Annotated in this window: 14 protein-coding genes; 9 read left to right on the forward strand and 5 right to left on the reverse strand. The window is 60.3% G+C overall.

The features are described from left to right. Nucleotides 1–89 precede the first annotated feature (89 nt). Nucleotides 90–1742, forward strand: a complete 1653-nt coding sequence (locus ORL50_RS20290) for a methyl-accepting chemotaxis protein (RefSeq protein ID WP_149417029.1) — start codon at nucleotides 90–92, stop codon at nucleotides 1740–1742. Here the strand turns inward: ORL50_RS20290 and ORL50_RS20295 are convergent. Then, nucleotides 1730–3256, reverse strand: a complete 1527-nt coding sequence (locus ORL50_RS20295) for a DHA2 family efflux MFS transporter permease subunit (protein WP_194690353.1) — start codon at nucleotides 3254–3256, stop codon at nucleotides 1730–1732. The two genes, ORL50_RS20290 and ORL50_RS20295, sit on opposite strands and share 13 nt — an antisense overlap. Continuing rightward, the gene (locus ORL50_RS20300; protein ID WP_057005024.1) at nucleotides 3249–4430 is read right to left on the reverse strand and encodes an HlyD family secretion protein; all 1182 of its coding nucleotides are present in this window, start codon (nucleotides 4428–4430) and stop codon (nucleotides 3249–3251) included. Before ORL50_RS20300 ends, ORL50_RS20295 begins: the two co-directional genes overlap by 8 nt. 376 nt (nucleotides 4431–4806) lie before the next feature. Here ORL50_RS20300 and ORL50_RS20305 point away from each other — a divergent pair, with 376 nt between their 5' ends. From ORL50_RS20305 to ORL50_RS20315, 3 genes are read left to right on the forward strand one after another with little or no spacing between them, the layout of a single operon-like run. Then, nucleotides 4807–5748 (forward strand): Rieske 2Fe-2S domain-containing protein, encoded by a 942-nt coding sequence (locus tag ORL50_RS20305; protein WP_126588865.1) that lies wholly within the window; start codon nucleotides 4807–4809, stop codon nucleotides 5746–5748. Between the two features lie 17 nt (nucleotides 5749–5765). Then, nucleotides 5766–6794, forward strand: a complete 1029-nt coding sequence (locus ORL50_RS20310) for an aromatic ring-hydroxylating oxygenase subunit alpha (RefSeq protein WP_194690352.1) — start codon at nucleotides 5766–5768, stop codon at nucleotides 6792–6794. Nucleotides 6795–6818: 24 nt separating this feature from the next. Next, nucleotides 6819–7598, forward strand: coding sequence for an SDR family oxidoreductase (locus tag ORL50_RS20315; RefSeq protein ID WP_057005027.1), 780 nt, complete (start codon nucleotides 6819–6821; stop codon nucleotides 7596–7598). Here ORL50_RS20315 and ORL50_RS20320 read toward each other — a convergent pair. Further along, on the reverse strand, nucleotides 7595–8002 hold the full coding sequence (locus ORL50_RS20320; RefSeq protein ID WP_057005028.1) for a VOC family protein: 408 nt from the start codon (nucleotides 8000–8002) through the stop codon (nucleotides 7595–7597). The two genes, ORL50_RS20315 and ORL50_RS20320, sit on opposite strands and share 4 nt — an antisense overlap. Nucleotides 8003–8194: 192 nt before the next feature. Here ORL50_RS20320 and ORL50_RS20325 point away from each other — a divergent pair, with 192 nt between their 5' ends. The 5 genes from ORL50_RS20325 to ORL50_RS20345 are packed head-to-tail and all read left to right on the forward strand — an operon-like array spanning nucleotide 8195 to nucleotide 14363. Further along, nucleotides 8195–10432 (forward strand): CoA transferase, encoded by a 2238-nt coding sequence (locus tag ORL50_RS20325; RefSeq protein ID WP_057005029.1) that lies wholly within the window; start codon nucleotides 8195–8197, stop codon nucleotides 10430–10432. 50 nt (nucleotides 10433–10482) lie between these two features. Next, on the forward strand, nucleotides 10483–11220 hold the full coding sequence (locus ORL50_RS20330; RefSeq protein WP_126588867.1) for an SDR family NAD(P)-dependent oxidoreductase: 738 nt from the start codon (nucleotides 10483–10485) through the stop codon (nucleotides 11218–11220). Between the two features lie 24 nt (nucleotides 11221–11244). Then, nucleotides 11245–12540 (forward strand): acyl-CoA dehydrogenase family protein, encoded by a 1296-nt coding sequence (locus ORL50_RS20335; RefSeq protein WP_057005031.1) that lies wholly within the window; start codon nucleotides 11245–11247, stop codon nucleotides 12538–12540. Continuing rightward, a complete protein-coding gene (locus ORL50_RS20340; protein WP_126588868.1) occupies nucleotides 12537–13589 on the forward strand; it encodes a phosphotransferase family protein in 1053 nt (350 codons plus the stop codon). Before ORL50_RS20335 ends, ORL50_RS20340 begins: the two co-directional genes overlap by 4 nt. A gap of 18 nt (nucleotides 13590–13607) precedes the next feature. Next, entirely contained in the window at nucleotides 13608–14363 is a 756-nt protein-coding gene (locus ORL50_RS20345) for an SDR family NAD(P)-dependent oxidoreductase (RefSeq protein ID WP_126588869.1), read from the forward strand. Between the two features lie 28 nt (nucleotides 14364–14391). On the opposite strand, the gene folE is transcribed toward ORL50_RS20345, so the two are convergent. Next, nucleotides 14392–14949, reverse strand: coding sequence for a GTP cyclohydrolase I FolE (folE, locus tag ORL50_RS20350; RefSeq protein WP_057005034.1), 558 nt, complete (start codon nucleotides 14947–14949; stop codon nucleotides 14392–14394). 84 nt (nucleotides 14950–15033) lie between these two features. Then, nucleotides 15034–18597 carry an indolepyruvate ferredoxin oxidoreductase family protein gene (locus ORL50_RS20355; protein ID WP_126588870.1) on the reverse strand — a complete coding sequence of 1188 codons (3564 nt, stop codon included), beginning with the start codon at nucleotides 18595–18597 and terminating at the stop codon, nucleotides 15034–15036. Nucleotides 18598–18685: the final 88 nt, after the last annotated feature.

Consider the following 18685-nt stretch of genomic DNA (forward strand, 5'->3'; position numbering starts at 1 on the left):
TGATAATAGAATTAAATACTGTATAAAGAATAATGCAGGATAAACTGCCTGCCTAGTCATGCTCTATAAAAACAAAAACGGTAACCAACATGCCATTTCTGAAAGGCTTCTCAATCGGCGCCAAGCTCCTCGTGCTGCCCGGGTTATTTGTGCTCGCTCTTCTGGTTGTCTCGGGTCTGGCCTATCGCGGGCTGGCCAAGCAACAAGCGGTAATCGAGGAAATCGACCAGTTGCGTTTCCAGCAGTATCGGCAAGTGTTAGAAACCTCGGCCGCCTCGCAGGCGGCGATGGTCGGCGCCTATGCCACAGGCGCGCGCATCCTTGAATCCAGTGGTCAAGCTTCTGCGGAGGACCTTGAGTCATATCTTGAGGATATGCAGGCCAGTGTCGACGACATGCGTGCCGGGCTGGACAAAGTGGCCCGTGAAACTCGCTTGGGCAAAGAGGAGAGAGCGCTCTATCAAGCGGTGCAGGAGCAGGCCGCAGTGGTCGGCGAGGGGCTTGCCGAATTCAAGCGCACTGCTTTGAGCGACCAGATACAGGCTGCCTCGCTGCTGGGTCGGGTGCGTGCCGACAACAATGGCTTGCAAGGTCAATTCAACCGGCTGTTGGGTCTACAAGCCGAGCTGACCTCTGGCGCCTTCGCTGAGGCGGGCGCAACACAACAGCAGGTCTCACGGATGCTCGTGGCGGTGCTGCTGGGTGGCAGCTTAATGGCTGTGTTAGTCAGTCTTTTGTTGCGTGCGCAAATCATCCGGCCCATCCGGGAAATCGAGAGGGCGTCGATCGAGTTGCGCGATGGCGACCTGACCCGACGCGTGCGGGTCATGGGTCGAGACGAGATTGCCCATACGGCTCAAGCATTCAACGAACTCATCGATAGCTTCCAGCAGGCCATGCGCCAGGTTGCCGGAGTCGCGGCATCGGTCGGCGCCTCGGCAGAGGAGCTGGTGGGCGCTTCGGCGCGGGTGGCGCAAAGCTCTACGGCGCAGGCCGGTGCGGTGGGCGCGGTGTCGATGACCATCGAGCAGATGAGCGACGGTATTGCGGCAATCTCCAGTCATGCTGAAAGCCTGCGCAGCTGCGCCGAAGCCAGTTTGCGCGGTGCGCAGGATGGACACTTGGCCTTATCGCGACTGCTTGAGAAAATCGACAGCGTGCGCCATGCCTTCTCCGCGATCCGCGGCTCGGTGGGCGATTTTGTCGAAAGTACGACAGCGATTACCGCCAGCATCGGTCAGGTCAAGGACCTCTCCGCGCAGACGGGCATGCTGGCGCTCAATGCGGCCATCGAAGCGGCGCGTGCCGGAGAGAGGGGGCGCGGCTTCAGCGTGGTGGCCGACGAAGTGCGTAACCTGGCACAACGCTCTGCGCTGGCGGCCAACTCGATCAACCAGCTGACGTTGAAGCTGGAGAGCCAGTCCGGGATCGTCGACCAGGCATTGAGCGCGGGCACTGTGGCATTGGAAGAAAGCGGCCGGCTGCTGAGTGAGTTGGAAAGCACCCTGCAGCAGGCAACGGAACTGGTGGGTGACTCTACGCGCGGGGTTGACCGGATCGCCGATGCGGTAAGCGTGCAGAGCGAGGGTGGGCGAGGCATCGTGGCCAACGTCGAGCACATCGCACGCATGGCCGGCGAGGGTGATGCGATCACCCATCAGGTATCCGGAGCCGTGGTGTCTTTGCGCGAGCTGTCCGATGAGCTGAATGTGGCGGTGGGACGTTTTCGCTACGAGGCCTGATTCGCTTGAGACTTCGCCGTCCTGAATATCAGCAGCAGCGGTATGACGCCGATGGATAACCACATCAGCAGCTTGAAGTCATCCAGGTAAGCCACCCAGCTGGCCTGCACAGTGATCAAGCCATCCAGTGCTGCACGCCCGCTGGCGGTCAATGGATTGAGCTGATGGTTGACAGGCCAGGCATCGAACAGGCGGTTGAACGGCGTCACGTATGCACCGATTTCGGCATGGTTTATCTGGGTGTTTTGCGCCAGCAGCACCGTAACGATCGAGATGCCAACGCTCGAACCGACGTTGCGTGACAGGTTGTACAGGCCCGTGGTTTCGCCTCGCAAATGCGGGGGCAGGGTGGTAAAGGCGATGGTGGTCAGCGGGACGAACAACAGACCCAGGCTCGCGCCCTGAATAAAGCCGACGTAGATGATGGTGTCGATGGACACGGCCGGCGTCCAGCCGGTCATCATGTACATCGACCAGGCGGACAGCAACAAACCGCAAAACAGTATCCAGCGAATATCCACTTTGCCGATGATCTTCCCGGCAAGGAACATGCTGAGCATCGTCCCCAGTCCGCGTGGCCCCATGACCATGCCGGCGGTGAGCACCGGGTACCCCATCAGGGTTTGCAGGTAGGGTGTCATCAGTGCCAGCGAGGCCAGGTAGGTGATGCCAATGATAAAGATAAACACCACCGCCACCGAGTAATTGCGATCTTTGAACAGCTTCAGGCTGATAAAGGGCTTGTCATGAGTGAAGGTGTGGACAATGAAGATGTACGAAGCGACGGCGGCCACCAGCGCTTCCAGGATGATTTCCCCGGAGTCGAACCAGCCCAGTTGTTCGCCGCGGTCGAGGAACAATTGAATCGACATGATCGCCACGCTGAGCGAGCCAAAGCCCAGCCAGTCCAGGCGTGCAGTCTTGTCGGCCGGGGTTTCCCGTATGAAGCGGGTCATGCCGATAAAGGCCAGCAACCCGATAGGCAGGTTGATGAAGAACACCCAGCGCCAGCTGAGGTGTTCTGTCAGCCAGCCGCCGAGCATCGGACCTAATACCGGGCCGACCATGACCGATACCCCGAACAGGGCCACTGCCGACCCTCGGTCTTTCTGCGGGTAAATATCCAGCAGAATGCCTTGCGATAAGGGCACCAATGCCGCCCCGGCCACCCCTTGCAGCAGGCGGAACAGGATGATTTCTTCCAGGGAGCGGGCGATGCCACAGAGCACCGAGGCCAATACAAAACCGAAGATCGACCACAGCAATACGCGCTTGCGACCGAAGCGTCGGGCAAGGAATGCCGAGGGCGGCGTCATGATGGCTGTGGCGACGATGTAGGAAGTCAGCACCCAGTTAATCTGATCGGCGCTGGCCGATACGCTGCCCTGCATAAAGGGCAGTGCGACGTTGGCGATGGTGGTGTCCAGCGCCTGCATGACCACCGCCAGCACCACGCACAGTGTGATCAGTACCCGCAGCGGCGAGGGCGGCAGCGGTCCGGACACGTCATTCATGATGGCGTGCGAGCAGGTTTGCCAGTGGCTTGGGCAGGCCTCGTGCGGTGCCGGTGTCGATATCTACCACGGCGCTCATGCCATGGCGCAGCGCCGGTTTGCCGACAGCATCGTCGATATGGATGCGTACCGGAATGCGCTGCACGACTTTCACCCAGTTGCCCGTGGTGTTCTGGGCCGGCAGCAGGGAGAAGCTCGAACTGGAGGCCGGGCTGATGCTTTCCACGGTGCCATGCCAGGTGATACCCGGATAAGTGTCTACCTCGATGGTGACGCCCTGGCCAATCCGGGCGTTGGTCAGCTCGGTTTCTTTCGGGGACGCCGCGACCCACAGTCGCTCGCTGGAGACCAGGCTGAAGCCCGATTGGGGTGGTTGCAGATACGCGCCCACTTGCAGCGAGTCAACGTTGGTGACGACGCCGTCGAACGGGGCGATGACCACGGAGTTTCGCAGGTTGCGTTCGGCTTCATTCAGGGCCGCCAGCGCCTGCAAGTAGGAAGGATGCTGCTCAAGTGGTCTGTCCAGGCGCCCACCCAGTTGGGCCAACGCCGCGGCAGCCTGGGCCTTGGCGACCGATACTTGCTGACGGGTATTGTCGAGGTCCTGGTGGGCGTCGTCGTAGATAGTCCTTGAGACGGCGGCAACGCTGACCAGCTTTTCCAGCCGTTGCAGATTGGTCTGGTAAAATGGCAATTTGGCTTCAGCCTGGGCGATTTCGGCCAGAGATTGGTTGTAGCTCGCCTTGAGGTAGAGGATCTGGTTGCGCGCGTTCTCCAGCTGCGCCCTGGCGCTGGCCACGGCGATTTCAAACGGCTCGGGCTTGAGGCGGAACAAGACCTGGCCTTTGCTCACGGTCTGGTTGTCACTGACTTCAATGGCCGCGACGATCCCGGCGACATCGGTTGAAACTCCCACCCGCTCGGCCTGGATATAAGCGTTGTCGGTACTCACGACCTGGCCACCCAACACATACCAGGCGGCGCAGGCCACGACACTGATCGGTGCCAGCAAAAACAGACCGATGCGCCAGCGTTGGCGCGCCGTGTCATTCGGTTCTTGAGCATCGCCATCAAGGGCGGAAGCCTCGGGCGCCTGCATCCGGGGTTTTTCCACGGGCTCGAGCGGTCGGGCTTCGGCGTGCACGGCAGGGCGCTGCAATGTCGGCTCAGCCATGTTTCACCTCGCGCGCAACGTCATGGAGGACAAAGCCGAGGGTGGATTGGGTCATCGTCAGCGCACCTTGGAGTTAATGAGCAAGCTAATGGTAATCAGGCTTATGGATTGCTCGCTAGCTATTTTCCATTAGAACATGATCACTAATAGAAGAAATGTCCATTTGTAGGTGGCCTAAAGAGCGGCAATGTGTCTATTGAACCAAGGTTCGTAGAGGGTTGTGGCCACATCTTGCGGTTTTCGTTGGCTGTAAATAATTTCAACAGAAAACAAAATACTGTTTATTTGTGTTTGCTCTCTCTGCCGCGAAGCACTACCGTTAGCGCTGACTGCGTTCAACGCATTTGCCCAAGACCAATAACAAAGAGGCAGCCCGATGATGACCCCTGGCTGGTGGGCCATGGCGCTTTGCGAGGCCGTGAAAGATCAAGTGCCATTGGCCGTGGCCTTTGCCGGCGAGGAACTGGTCCTGTTCCGAAACGCAGCCGGCCAGGCCTTTGCCCTGGAAGACCGTTGCCCACATCGGCGGGTGCCGCTGGCTTTGGGGCGAGTCGTCGAGTCCGGTCTGCAGTGCGGTTATCACGGCTGGACCTTTGATGGCGCCAGTGGTGGCTGTACGCAGATCCCCAACCTGCATACCGATGAGCGTGTGCCTGCACGTTATGCCGCGCGTGCCTTTGCGGTCAGCGAGGCGAATGGTTTTGTCCATGTGTGGTTGGGTGAAGGGGCACCGCAAGGGCAATTGCCCAGCAGCGACTACCAACCGGGCGGACGCGAATTTACCGGTTCCACCATCGTCAACATGAGTCACGACCAGTACCTGGACGCGATGCTCGACGGCCCGGAATGCTTGCTCGGGTTTGCCCATGTGCGCCTCACCGATTTTTTCCTTGGCGATCTGCGCAGCGAGCAGGGGCGGGTGGTTCTGGAGCGAGGTGCGGTATGGACCACACAGATCCTGCCTTCGCAGTTTGTGGTGGATTACCCCTTGATCGTGCGCACCGCGGTCCCCTTTAACGGCGGTACTGTTCGAGTGGATTTGCTGAGCGAAGATGAATTGCCGCTGGTGACGCTGATGATCGCCACCGGTGCCAACCGTCGTGGCACAACCAGTTTGTGCTGGCGTGGTTTTGTGCATGAGCACGTACACCTCAGGGCACCCCTGCGTTGGCGTCTGGCCCGCCTGCGCAAACAGGCGCCGTTCCAGGTGAACAGCCGGATCGACGGCACAGCCGTCGCGGCCTTGTTGCAAACCTCATCCCGCGAACTGCGTGAGTTGCGCCAACCGACCCTGATTCCCGTCAGCGCAGTCGTCTGAGCACAGGAGCTCCCACCATGCATGCCGTGCCTTCCTCCACCGATACGATCCCTGGCAAAGTTCGGGGTGACTGGACGCCAATCAACTACGACCTGCGTGACACCTGGTTCCCGGTGTCCCATAGCCGCGACCTGGGTAACCGGCCCATTCGCCGGATCATTCATGCTCAGCCCTATTACCTGTGGCGCGACAACGGGCGTGCGGTGGCGGCCGAGTTTCACCCGCATTTCCCCCATAAAGAGCTGACACTCACAGCGTTTACCGGGGGACGGGGCTTTTATCCGCTGGTTGAGCGCTACGGGTACATCTGGGTCTGGTACGGTAATCCGGACGCTGCCGACATGCAGTTGCTCCCGCATATTCCGTTTCTTCCCCAGGATGGCAGTCTTCCCGGTTACACCCAGCGAACCGTGCGGTTTGATGCGACCTCGGCGCTGTCGGTGGAAAACCTGATTGATCTGACCCATGCCGATTTCCTGCATGCCAATACCATTGGCGACGGTGTAAGCGAGTCGGACGTGGTGGAAGTGCAATGGACCTCCGAGACCGTGACTCGCACCCGTACCGTGGCGCAAAAGTCAGTGGCGCCGATCATGCGCTGGGTCGGCGGCGTGCGCGCCAGGTATCAGGATTTTCGCGCCGTGCTGCACATTCATCTACGCAGCAACGTATGCATCTCCTATCCGCGCTTTCGCCCCGGTTACGACGTGCCCAACCTGCAACCCTTCCTGCCGGTGGGCAAGCATCGCTCGCGGTGTGACGTCACCTTCAACACCACCGCTGCACCCGCACCTTTTCGTTATGTGATGCCGCGCATCAACTACATCATCCAGCCCCAGGACAACTCGGTGGTGCGCCCGCAGAACCAACGTTATTTCGAGGTCGACCCACGTCGCGACCTGCACTCGCGCTTCGATACGCCGGGTACCCGTTATCGCTACCAGATGGAGCAGTTGGCCGAACGCCAGCGCGCTGGCCAATTCACCTACGGCGGCGATGCTGAACCCGGGCGCGACATCACGGCCTTGCTCGGCATGAACGACTGACACCAATGTACGAGGAGTGCTGCAATGGATCTGGGTATTGGCGGACGTATTGCTCTGGTGTGCGCATCCTCTCGGGGACTTGGCAAAGCCTGTGCGCTGGCATTGGCGCAGGAGGGCTGTGAGGTGCTGATCAACGGCCGCGATGCCGAGAGCCTGGAACACACTGCGCAGGACATCTTGCGCAGCACCGGCCGGCTGCCGCGCACCGTGGTGGCCGACCTGTCCACCGCCGCCGGGCGACAGGCGCTGCTGGCTGCCTGTCCGGTGATGGATATTCTGGTGACCAACAACGGCGGGCCAGAGCCGGGTCGTCCGGAGGATTGGGATCATGCTGCCTGGCTGGCGGCCATTGAGGCCAACATGCTCTCGGGTATCCTGCTGATTCAGGCGGTGGTCGTTGGTATGCGTGCGCGAGGTTTCGGCCGTATCGTCAATATCACCTCGGCGATGGTTAAGTCGCCCCGGTTGCCATTGGGTTTGTCCACGGCGGCGCGTGCGGGGCTGACCGCTTTTTGCAAAGCTCTGTCGGTCGAGGTGGTGCGGGACAATGTGACGATCAACAATCTGCTGCCGGAGCGCATTGAGACGGACCGTCTGCGCTTTATGACCGAGCAACTGGCGGAACTTCGCCAGCTCAGTTTTGAGCAAGCACGGGTGGAAATGCTCAAGCCGATAGCCGCACGACGATTTGGCCAGCCGAGCGAACTGGCAGCGGCCTGCGCATTTCTCTGTTCGGCGCAAGCCGGCTATATCACCGGGCAAAATTTGCAGATCGACGGCGGCAGCTATGCCGGATTGATTTAGCCACCCCGGCGTTCTTTCCAGTCGGCGGGCGGCACTTCGCTGGCGTCGAAATCCAACTCCACTTCAACCCCATTGGGGTCCTGGATGAACAGCTGCCACGTGCGCTCGGCGCCGGGCGCACGGATCACTTTGAATCGCACGCCGTGCTCACTCAGGTGTTTCCACATCCTCTGCAAGCCCTGGGCATGAAACGCCATATGGTCAAGCACGCCACGTCGCGGCTCCGGCATTTGTGATACGCCCACCACATGCAGAACTGGTTGTTCCTGGGTGTACAGCCAGAATCCGGGAACCGGGAAGGGCGGGCGTGGCCCCTCCACCAACCCGAGTACTCCAACATAGAAATTTCGTGTCGCCTCCAGTTGGTCGGAGACGATGGTGAAGTGGTCCATGCGCAGGATCATCGCAACGCCCTTAATCGGCTTTTAGTGATATTTAGACGAATTGTTATTTATTGTTCATATTCATGCTTATGATTCTATATTCGGAATACTAATCTATCTATGGAATTTATCGCCGATCGCTTAGGGTAACGCCATGGATTCGTTCTGCAGCTCTGCTGCAAAACGCTAAGCGCAGAAGAAGACAGGTGCTGAATGAGCCAGGCAATCCTCGAAGGAATTCGCGTCATCAGTCTGTGTTCCGGCATTGCCGGATCTGCCGCTGGCATGCATCTTTGCGAAGCGGGTGCCGAAGTGGTGATGATCGAGCCACCCGCCAACCGTGCCAGAGAGAAACAGGCGCTGTTTGCTGTGCTTAACCGTGGCAAACGAAGTGTCATCCTCTGCCTGGAAAATGCCGCAGATCGCCAGCAACTGAACTCGTTGCTAGCCAGCGCCGATGTGCTGCTGCATGACTTCACCCCCGCGGTAGCGCAGGCCCATGGTCTGGCAGACGCGCAGCTCACTGCAGACTTCCCTCGATTGGTTATCTCAGCGATCAGCGGCTGGCCCCATCGGCATGCACTGGCGAATTCCATTCCCCGGGAAACGCTTATCCTGGCGCGCCTGGGCCTGTTGGACGAACAGCCGGCGCATCGCCCCGGCCCGGTGTTCGTACGCATGCCATTTGCCAATTGGCTGGCCAGCTGGCTGTGTGTGGTCGGGGTGATGGCGCGGTTACTGGCGCGCGACCGTGACGGCTGCGGCGGCATCGCTCATACGAGTTTGGCTCAGGCAGCCTTGGTGCCAATGACCATGCATTGGAACCGCGCACAAACACCGACCCCGGCCTTTGCCAAAGGTCTGGATAAACACATTCCAATTCCATTGCACCAGTGCGCTGATGGCCGCTGGTTGCATGTGCATTATTCGCCGGACAAATCCCCTTGGATGGCCGCGGCACTCAGTGAGTTCGGCGAAACCGAAGTGGCTCGCTTGAACGCGCTGTGGCCATCGAGCCATGTGGCGCCAAACTTCGGCGCCAACAAGGCGATCATTGCCACACGGTCGGCACAGGAATGGGTCGAGCATTTCTGGCAGCACGACGTTGCTGCGCAAATTGCCGCTCCATTTGGCGATATCTACTTCGACGAACAAGCACGCCTGAATGGCTATGTGGTTGAAGTCGACGATGTGCAGTTGGGCAAAACACTGCAACCAGGCCCTGCCTGGCAGGTGCAGCCACCCGCACGAGTTGGCGGTAGCGCACCTCTGGCAGGTGAGGGGAACGCCGGACTGTCTGGCGCCGATGCTGTGATCCCTTCGCAACTGCCCAGGTCGAGTCCGGCGCCCTTGCCTCCGCTGCACGGTCTGAAAGTACTGGATCTGGGCGCCTATCTGGCCGGGCCGTTTGCCTGCATGTTGCTGGCGGACCTGGGGGCAGAAGTCATTAAAATCGAGGCGCCCAAGGGCGATGCCATGCGCCGCCTGGAGCGGATTTTCAGCGGTACCCAGCGTGGCAAATTGGGCGTCGCGTTGCAGTTGGGCGATCGGCAGACCGAGCCCGCCGTAGAGGCGTTGGCACGTTGGGCCGATGTGGTACACCACAACATGCGGCTTCCCGCCGCACGCAAGCTCAAGGTCGACTACGAGAGCCTCAAAGCGCTCAACCCGCAGCTGGTGTATTGCCATGTCAGTGCCTACGGACCGACCGGACCGCGCACGGATTGGCCGGGCTTTGACCAACTGATGCAGGCCTCTTGCGGCTGGGAAGTCGAGCAGGGCGGTGAGGGCCAGGCGCCCATGTGGCTGCGCTTCGGCGTGGGTGATTTTTTTGCCGGTCTGTCCTCGCTCTACGCCTTGCTCCTGGGGTTGTATGAGCGCAACCGCAGTGGCGTCGGACAAATGGTCAGCTCGTCATTGCTGGGCGCCACGATGCTGTCGATGAGCGAAGCGGTGGTGCTGGAAGACGGCAGCCTCACACCAATCGATCATTTGGACGCGCAACAGACCGGTCTGAGTGATGCCCATCGTTTGTATCGGTGTAGCGATTCCTGGCTGGTGGTGGCAGCGCTGCAACCGGATGAGGTGCAACGTTTCGAGAGGCTGGTGGATGATCAGCCCGAAACCTGGTTTGCCGATCAGACCCGGCAAGCGGCGCTCGCCTCATTGGTCGCAGCGCAGGTTCCTGCACAGGCAGTGCTGGAAGCGCAGATGGATGCCTTTCTCGACAGCCCCGAACACGCCGAAGCGGGTCTGCACGCTCATTACTCACATGCTGTTTACGGTGACCTGCAACAGATCGGCGCGTTCTGGGACTTCGGCAACTTGCCGTTATCGCTGCAGCGTCCGCCACCCGCCCTCGGCCAACATACCCGGCAAGTTCTGGAAGGCCTCGGCTTTACCGGCAGCGAGCTCGAACGATTGGCCTCGGTTGGCCTGGTGGCGCTGTAACGGTGGGCCTATTGCCCGACAGGATTTTTCGACAAGCACAAGGAATACCCATGTACGAGTTGGATTTCAGCGGTAAAACCGTGCTGGTAGTTGGCGGGTCCAGTGGCATCGGCAATGGCATTGCGCAGAACTTTCGCCAGCGCGGTGCCGAGGTGCATGTCTGGGGTACGCGTGCCTCGGCGGCGGCCTATAACGACTCACCTGACTCTAATCTTGAAGGCCTGCATTACGCCCAGGTAGACGTCGCGGATGCGGCATTGATCGAAGGGGTCTGTGTGCCATTCACCCGCCTGGATGTGTTGGTGCAGGCACAAGGCACGGTGCTCTACGACCGTCAGGAATTTCTCACCGAGGGTTTCAAGCGAGTACTCGACGTCAACCTCACCAGCCTGATGGTGTGCGCGCAGAAATTTCACCCACTGCTGATGCAGGCCAAGGGTTCGATGATCACTGTCAGCTCCGCTGCCGCCTTCCACTCCACGCGTGGCAACCCGGCCTACAACGCCTCGAAAACCGGTGCTTTCGGACTGACTCGCACCCTGGCCGAAGCCTGGGCACGTGACGGCATCCGGGTGAATGGCATTGCCCCCGGTTTGGTGGAAACCAAGCTGACGCGGGTGACCACCAGCAACCCCAAGCGCCTCGAAGGCGCATTGCGCGCCATTCCTCAAGGGCGCTTGGGCACGCCCCAGGACATGGCCAACGTGGCCCTGTTCCTTGCCTCGCCGCTGGCCAGCTATGTGCTCGGCCAAACCCTGTTGGTCGACGGCGGCATGCTGCTGGCCTGATCGCTATTTGCTAGGAGACACACCATGGCCTGGGACTTTCAGACCGACCCCGAGATACAGGCGGAACTGGATTGGATCGAGCAGTTTGTACGGGAGGAAGTCGAGCCCCTCGATCATGTGCTGGGCAGCCCGTGGAATATCCACGATCCGTTGTTCAAGCAACTGGTCAAACCGCTGCAAGCGCAGGTGAAGGCTCGCAAGTTGTGGGCGTGTCACCTGGGCCCGGAACTGGGCGGGGCAGGGTATGGCCAGGTGCGCCTGGCATTGATCAATGAAATTCTCGGCCGCTCGCTGTTCGGCCCGATTGTGTTTGGCTGCCAGGCCCCCGATTCAGGCAACGGGGAAATCCTCGCCCATTACGGCACCCCGGCGCAGAAGCAGCGCTACCTGCAACCGTTGCTCGATGGCGATATCGTGTCCTGCTTCGCCATGACCGAGCCGCAAGGTGGCGCGGATCCTGCCGTGTTCACCACCGAAGCGGTGCGCGATGGCGATGACTGGCTGCTGAACGGCGAAAAATGGTTCGCCTCCAATGCCCGCTACGCAGCGTTCTATATCGTGATGGCGGTCACTGATAAAAGCGTATCGGTGTATGAAGGCATGTCGATGTTCATCGTCGCCGCTGACGCGCCCGGGGTGAGCATTATCCGTAACGTCGGTATCGCCGATGACCCCGCCGCCACCCATGCTTACCTGTCATTCGACAAGGTGCGAGTGCCTGCGGGCGACATGCTCGGTGCGCCCGGCCAGGCATTTGTCGTGGCTCAGGTGCGGCTCGGTGGTGGCCGCGTGCACCATGCCATGCGGGTGATCGGCCAGGCGCAAAAAGCCCTTGATGCACTCTGTGAACGATCCCTGTCGCGTAGTACCCAGGGCAGCCGCCTGGCGGACAAGCAGATGGTCCAGGAAAAAATTGCCGATTCGTGGATCGAACTGGAGCAGTTTCGCTTGCTGGTGATGCGTACGGCGTGGCGCATCGATCAGTATCAGGACTACAAGCGGGTGCGCAAGGACATCGCTGCGGTGAAAGCCGCCATGCCCAAGGTGTTGCATGACATCGCCGCGCGCGCCCTGCATGTACATGGCTCGTTAGGGGTATGCGAAGAAATGCCGTTTACCGGGTACATCGTCCGCTCCTTCCAGATGGGGCTGGCCGACGGGCCCACCGAAGTGCACAAAGTCACGGTGGCCAAACAGCTGCTGCGCGACTATCAGCCCTGCGACGAGTTGTTCCCCGATTACCATCGGCCCACCGCCGCGGCCCGCGCCCGGGAAAAATACGCCGGCGTGCTGGCCAGTCTCGGCGAGCGCGACGTATGAACGATTGGCAGGATCTGGTCGACCTCGAGCGCCTGGCCGACTGGATGGACACCCAAGACCTGGAAAGTGGCCCGATCAAGGCTGCGGTACGTTTAGCCGGCGGCACGCAGAATCTGCTGCTGCGCTTTCGGCGAGGCGTGCGTGAATTCGTGTTGCGCCGGCCTTCCCTGGAACTGCGCGAAGTCGGCGGTAAAACCATCGTCCGTGAAGCGCGCCTGCTCAAGGTATTGGCCGGATCGCAAGTGCCCCATGCCGGTTTGATCGCCGACTGTACTGACCAGGCCGTTCTGGGCTCCAGTTTTTATTTAATGGAACCAGTGCAGGGCTTCAACCCCAATAGCGCCGCAGGATTGCCAGCACCCCATGCTGAACGGCCGGCGCTGCGCAGGCGCATGGGCTTTGCCATGGTGGATGCGCTATTGCGTCTGGGCGACATTGACTACCAGGCGGTGGGGCTGGCGGACTTTGGCCGCCCGGACGGTTTTCATCAGCGTCAGGTCTCACGCTGGCTGGCACACTTGGACAGCGTCAAAGACTACCCCGGTTGGCCGGGGGCGAGCAGCCTGCCGGGACTTGCACGTTTGGCCAATTGGCTGAGCGATCATTGCCCGCAGCAGTTTGAGGCCGGTATTCAACATGGCGACTTTCACCTGTCCAACGTCATGTTCCGGCATGACTGCGGGGAGTTGGCCGCGGTCGTCGATTGGGAGCTGGCGACCATCGGTGATCCGTTGCTCGACCTTGCCTGGCTGGTGGTCACCTGGCCCTGTGCCGACGGTCGTGGTGCCGGCACCATCGAAGTGCATCCCTGGGACGGCTTTTGCAGCAGCGACGAACTGGTCGCCCATTACCACGCCGGCAGCTCGCGCTCGTTGGCGGACTTCACCTGGTACCTGGTGTTGGCGGGTTTCAAACTCGGCATCTTTCTCGAAGTCAGTTACGCCCGTGCGTGTGCGGGTAAAGCCTCGATGGTCACGGGTGAAAAACACCACGCCTCAGCGTTGCATCTATTCGCTACGGCGTTGCAGCGCATCGATCAAACCGCCTGATAACCAGAGGGAAAGCCCATGCAACTGGCCGGTAAACGAATCATCGTCACGGGAGGCGCCAGGGGTATCGGCGCGGCAGTGGTCAAAGCATTTGTGGAGGAGGGAGCCTATGTCGTCAGCCTCGACCTGGGCGAAGCCGCCTTGATGACGGGGGACGGTGGCGGGTGGGCGCATACACGAGTCTGCGATATCGCTGACAGCCAATCCGTGGATGCCGCTTTCGCCTGGGCCAACGAACGGCTCAATGGTCTGGATGTGCTGGTACATGCTGCGGGTATCGCGCCGAATGCCAGTGCCGACAGCATCACGCTGGACGAGTGGGAAAAAGTCTTTGCGGTGAATACCCGTGGCACATTCCTGACCAACCGCGCGGCCTATGAGCTGCTGAAGGGCAGCGGTGGGCGGATCATCAACTTCGCCTCTGCGGCAGGCGTCATCGGACAGCCCGGCAAAGCCCATTACGCGGCCAGCAAGGGGGCGGTGCTGGCGTGGACGCGCACGGTGGCGCGGGAATGGGGCCCCTTGGGCATTACCGTCAACGCTATCGCCCCGGCGATGTGGACGCCGATGTACGAGGCGACTCGCGCGAGCATGAGCACCGAGCAATTGCAGCAGCACGATGCCTACATGACAAGGCAAGTGCCCATCGGCGGACAGCTGGGTGAACCGGCCCGGGATCTGGCGCCTGTGCTGGTATTTCTTGCCGGAGACGGTTCGCGATTTGTCACCGGGCAAACGTTGATGATTGATGGCGGCATGCTGATGCTCAGTTGAGTTGAAGGTGGGGCGCCTGGCGCCTCTCCTAGCGACCGCGGATCAACTGCAAAAACTCCTGGCGGGTGTTGTACGACTCGCGGAACGCGCCGAGCATTACCGAGGTGCTCATCACCGAGTTCTGCTTCTCCACACCGCGCATCATCATGCACATGTGTTTTGCCTCGATCACTACCGCCACTCCGGCGGCATCGGTCACTAGGGAAATCGCGTCGGCAATCTGCCGTGTCAGGTTTTCCTGAATCTGCAAACGGCGAGCGAACATATCGACAATGCGGGCCACTTTCGACAGCCCCAGCACCTTACCAGTGGGAATATAGGCGACATGGGCCTTGCCAATAAACGGCAGGAGGTGGTGTTCGCAGAGTGAGTACAGTTCGATGTCACGGACGATGACCATCTCATCGTTGTCCGATTCAAACAACGCGCCGTTGACGATCTGTTCGAGGCTTTGCTGATAGCCATGACACAGGTACTGCATGGCTTTCGCCGCGCGTTTTGGCGTGTCCAGCAAGCCTTCTCGCTCTGGATCTTCGCCCACTCCGTGAAGAATCTCCCGGTAGTTTCTGGCCAGCTCTTCGTTCATGGGTCGACCTTATTGTTTTAGCCAACTTCCCGGGCGGCATCGCATGCAACCCGGGTCCTGGCACCTGGCCCAGGGCCGGGATATTTACAGTTGAGTGATGGCGATTTTGCCGGTGACCTGGCTGGCATCGTGAAACGTGACACTCGGACCATTACGCCATTGCTCAAGCAATTGCGCCTGGCGCTTTTCGGCGTGGCCGAGGAAACGCTCTTTCACCGGACCATAACCGCGAACGCTGTCTGGCAACTCCGCCAACTCCTGAGCAAGGCTCAGCTTGTCGGCCGTCAAGCCAGTGAGTAATTCATCGAGGACGCGTTCGTAACTGGCCAGCCAGTTGCGTTCCACCTTGCGTTCATGGGTACGACCGAACGGATCAAGCCAGGTATTACGCAGGAACTTGAGCCTGGCCAGCAGCTTGAAGCCTTGCAGCATCCACGGGCCGAAGCTGCGTTTTTTCGGTTCGCGACCGGAGCCGTTATCGTTCAGCAGCGGTGGTGCCAGGTGGAAGCGCAGGCGGTAGTCGCCCTCGAAGCCGGCCTGGATTTTTTCCAGGAATTGTCCATCGGTAAACAGGCGCGCCACTTCGTATTCATCCTTGATCGCCAGCACTTTGAAGTAATATCGGGCGACACTCGCCGACAGCTTGCCGGGTTGTCCGAACAGTGCGGTTTCCGCCTTGATGAATTGCTCGACACGAAACCGGTAGCGTTGGGCATAGGCGTAGTTCTGGTACGCAGTGAGAAACTCCATGCGCCGTGCCAGCGTTTCTTCCAGGCTTTGCGACAGTAAGCGGTCCGGGCTTTGCACCTTGCCGGCTTCCAGTTTGCGTAAAACCCGTGGCAAGTCATGGGCGCTGCACCGGCCCCAGTCAAAGGCCGAGAGGTTGAAGGGCACCGCGGTGCCGTTCAGTTCGATGGCCTGTAGCAGCGCCGCTTTACCCACCGGCAACCAGCCTTTCTGGTAGGCATAGCCGAGCATGAAGGTGTTCGTGGCTATCGAATCACCCAACAACGCCGTGGCAATTTTGCTGGCGTCGACAAAGTCCGCCTGGTCGGAGCCCACTGCTTCGACAATTTGTGCCGACATGCTCTGGGTCTGGAATTTCGGGTCCGGGTGTTTGAGCAAATCACCACTTTCCGCTTGCTGGGCGAAGGTGCGCACAAAAGCGCTGGTAATGCTTTCCTCGCTGTTGACCACGGCATGGGTGACGCCGTGACGCAGCTTGGACAAGGTTTCGGTGTTGGCACTGACCACCAGGTCGCAACCCAGCAGCAAGCCCGCTTCACCCTCGGCAATCCGCGGTGCAAACAATTGTTCCTGGTGCGCGGCGATGCGGATGTGCGACCACACCGCGCCGCCTTTTTGCGCCATGCCGGCCATGTCCAGATTGAGCGTGCCTTTACCTTCGATGAACGCCGCCATCCCCAGCAGGGCACCGATGGTCACCACGCCCGTACCGCCCACGCCAGTGATCAGGATGCTGTAAGGCTCATCCAGCGCGACGGTCGCGGGCGTCGGCAAATCCCACACGTCATCCTTCGCGGCCGCCAAGGCCTTGGGTTTGCGCAAGGTGCCACCTTCGACCGTGACAAAACTCGGGCAAAAACCGTTGAGACACGTGAAGTCTTTGTTGCAAGAGGACTGGTCGATTTCACGCTTGCGGCCGAACTCGGTTTCCACCGCCACCACCGACATACAGTTGGATTTGCTGCTGCAATCGCCACAGCCTTCACACACTGCTTCATTGATTACGACACGGCGTGCCGGATCCGGAAACTTGCCGCGCTTGCGACGCCGACGCTTTTCCGCAGCGCAGGTCTGGTCATAGATGATTGCGGATACGCCCTGGAACTGGCGCAGCTGTTCCTGCACTTCGTCCATCTGGTCGCGACGCAGCACCGGCACGCCGTCTGCCAGATCATGGATGTGCTGATACTTCTCGACATCTTCGCTGACCACCACCACACGCTGCACGCCTTCTGCAACGAGTTGCCGGCTGATTTGCGCCACGCTGAGGCTGCCGTCCACTGGTTGGCCGCCGGTCATGGCCACGGCGTCGTTGTAGAGAATCTTGTAGGTGATCTGCACCTTGGCCGCGATGGCAGCCCGAATCGCGAGAATGCCGGAGTGGAAATAGGTTCCGTCACCGAGGTTGGCGAACACATGTTGAGTAGTGGTAAACGGTGCCTGGCCGATCCACGCCACGCCTTCGCCCCCCATCTGACTGAACGTCTGGGTCTGCGGGTAGATCCAGGCGGCCATGTAATGGCAGCCGATGCCGGCCAATGCGCGACTGCCCTGCGGGACTTTGGTCGAGGTGTTGTGCGGGCAACCGGAACAGTAGTGGGGCACGCGTTCCATCAGGTTACTGAACTGGTCTTTGCTCGCCAATTGCGCATCCAGCACCGCCAGGCGCACTTGCAGCGGGCCACTTTGATGCAGGCGCAAAATGCGTTTGGCCAGCGCCCGGGCGATCATAGCCGGGGTCAGGTCGTTGATGGCGGGTAGCAACCAACCCGTGTGCGGCAGGCTCCACTCACCCTTGTCGTCAAACTTGCCGACGATGCGCGGGCGCACATCCTCGCGCCAGTTGTAGAGTTCTTCCTTCAACTGGTACTCGATCATGTGGCGTTTTTCTTCCACCACCACGATTTCTTCCAGGCCCTCGGCGAACTGCCGGACGCCTTCAGCCTCCAGCGGCCAAACCATGCCGACCTTGTAGACCCGCAGGCCAATCTGCTGGGCGAGTGTTTCGTCGATGCCGAGGATTTTCAGTGCCTGGCAAACGTCGAGGTACGATTTGCCTGACGTGATGATGCCGATGCGCGCTTTCGCTGAGTCCATCACGACACGGTCGAGGCGGTTGGCCCGTGCATAGGCGAGGGCAGCATATAGCTTGTGTTCCAGCAGGCGCTGTTCCTGTGCCAGGGGCGGGTCCGGCCAACGGATATTCAAGCCACCTTCGGGCAGCGGGATATCGGGAATGATCGGTTGTACGCGATGAATGTCGATGTCGACGACGGCCGCGCTCTCTACGGTATCGGCCACCGCTTTGAGGGCGACCCAGCAGCCGGAATAGCGCGACATGGCCCAGCCATGCATGCCGTAGTCGAGGTATTCCTGCACCCCCGATGGCGCCAGCACCGGCATCATCACCGCTTTGAAAATGTGTTCGGTCTGGTGCGGTAGCGAGGAGGAGCGTGCGCCATGGTCGTCGCCGGCAATGGCCAGCACGCCGCCAAATTTCGAGGTGCCGGCGGCGTTGGCGTGGCGGAACACATCGCCGCAGCGATCGACGCCCGGACCCTTGCCGTACCACATGCCAAACACGCCATCGTAGGTGGCGCCTTCGAAGAGATTGACCTGTTGCGTACCCCAGATTGAGGTAGCAGCGAGGTCTTCGTTCATGCCTGGGTGGAACACCGTGTGGTGTTCCTTGAGGTAGTCGCGCGCCTTCCACAATGCCTGGTCGAAACCACCCAGCGGCGAGCCACGGTACCCGGAAATAAAACCGGCGGTATTCAAGCCATTGGCCAGATCGCGTTGGCGCTGCATCAGCGGCAGACGCACCAGCGCCTGAATCCCGGTGAGCAAAACTTTTCCAGTGTGCTGGACGTACTTGTCATCCAGAGACGGGGGCGCACTCATGTTCATCCTCCAGGCTTTATTGTCATGGCGGCGCCAGGAGAGCGGCGTTGCCTAGTTATTGGCTGGAGTCTAGGGAGCAGTTTTGCCA

Source organism: Pseudomonas sp. RIT-562, from assembly GCF_026241895.1.
Classification (GTDB): Bacteria; Pseudomonadota; Gammaproteobacteria; order Pseudomonadales; family Pseudomonadaceae; genus Aquipseudomonas; species Aquipseudomonas mandelii_F.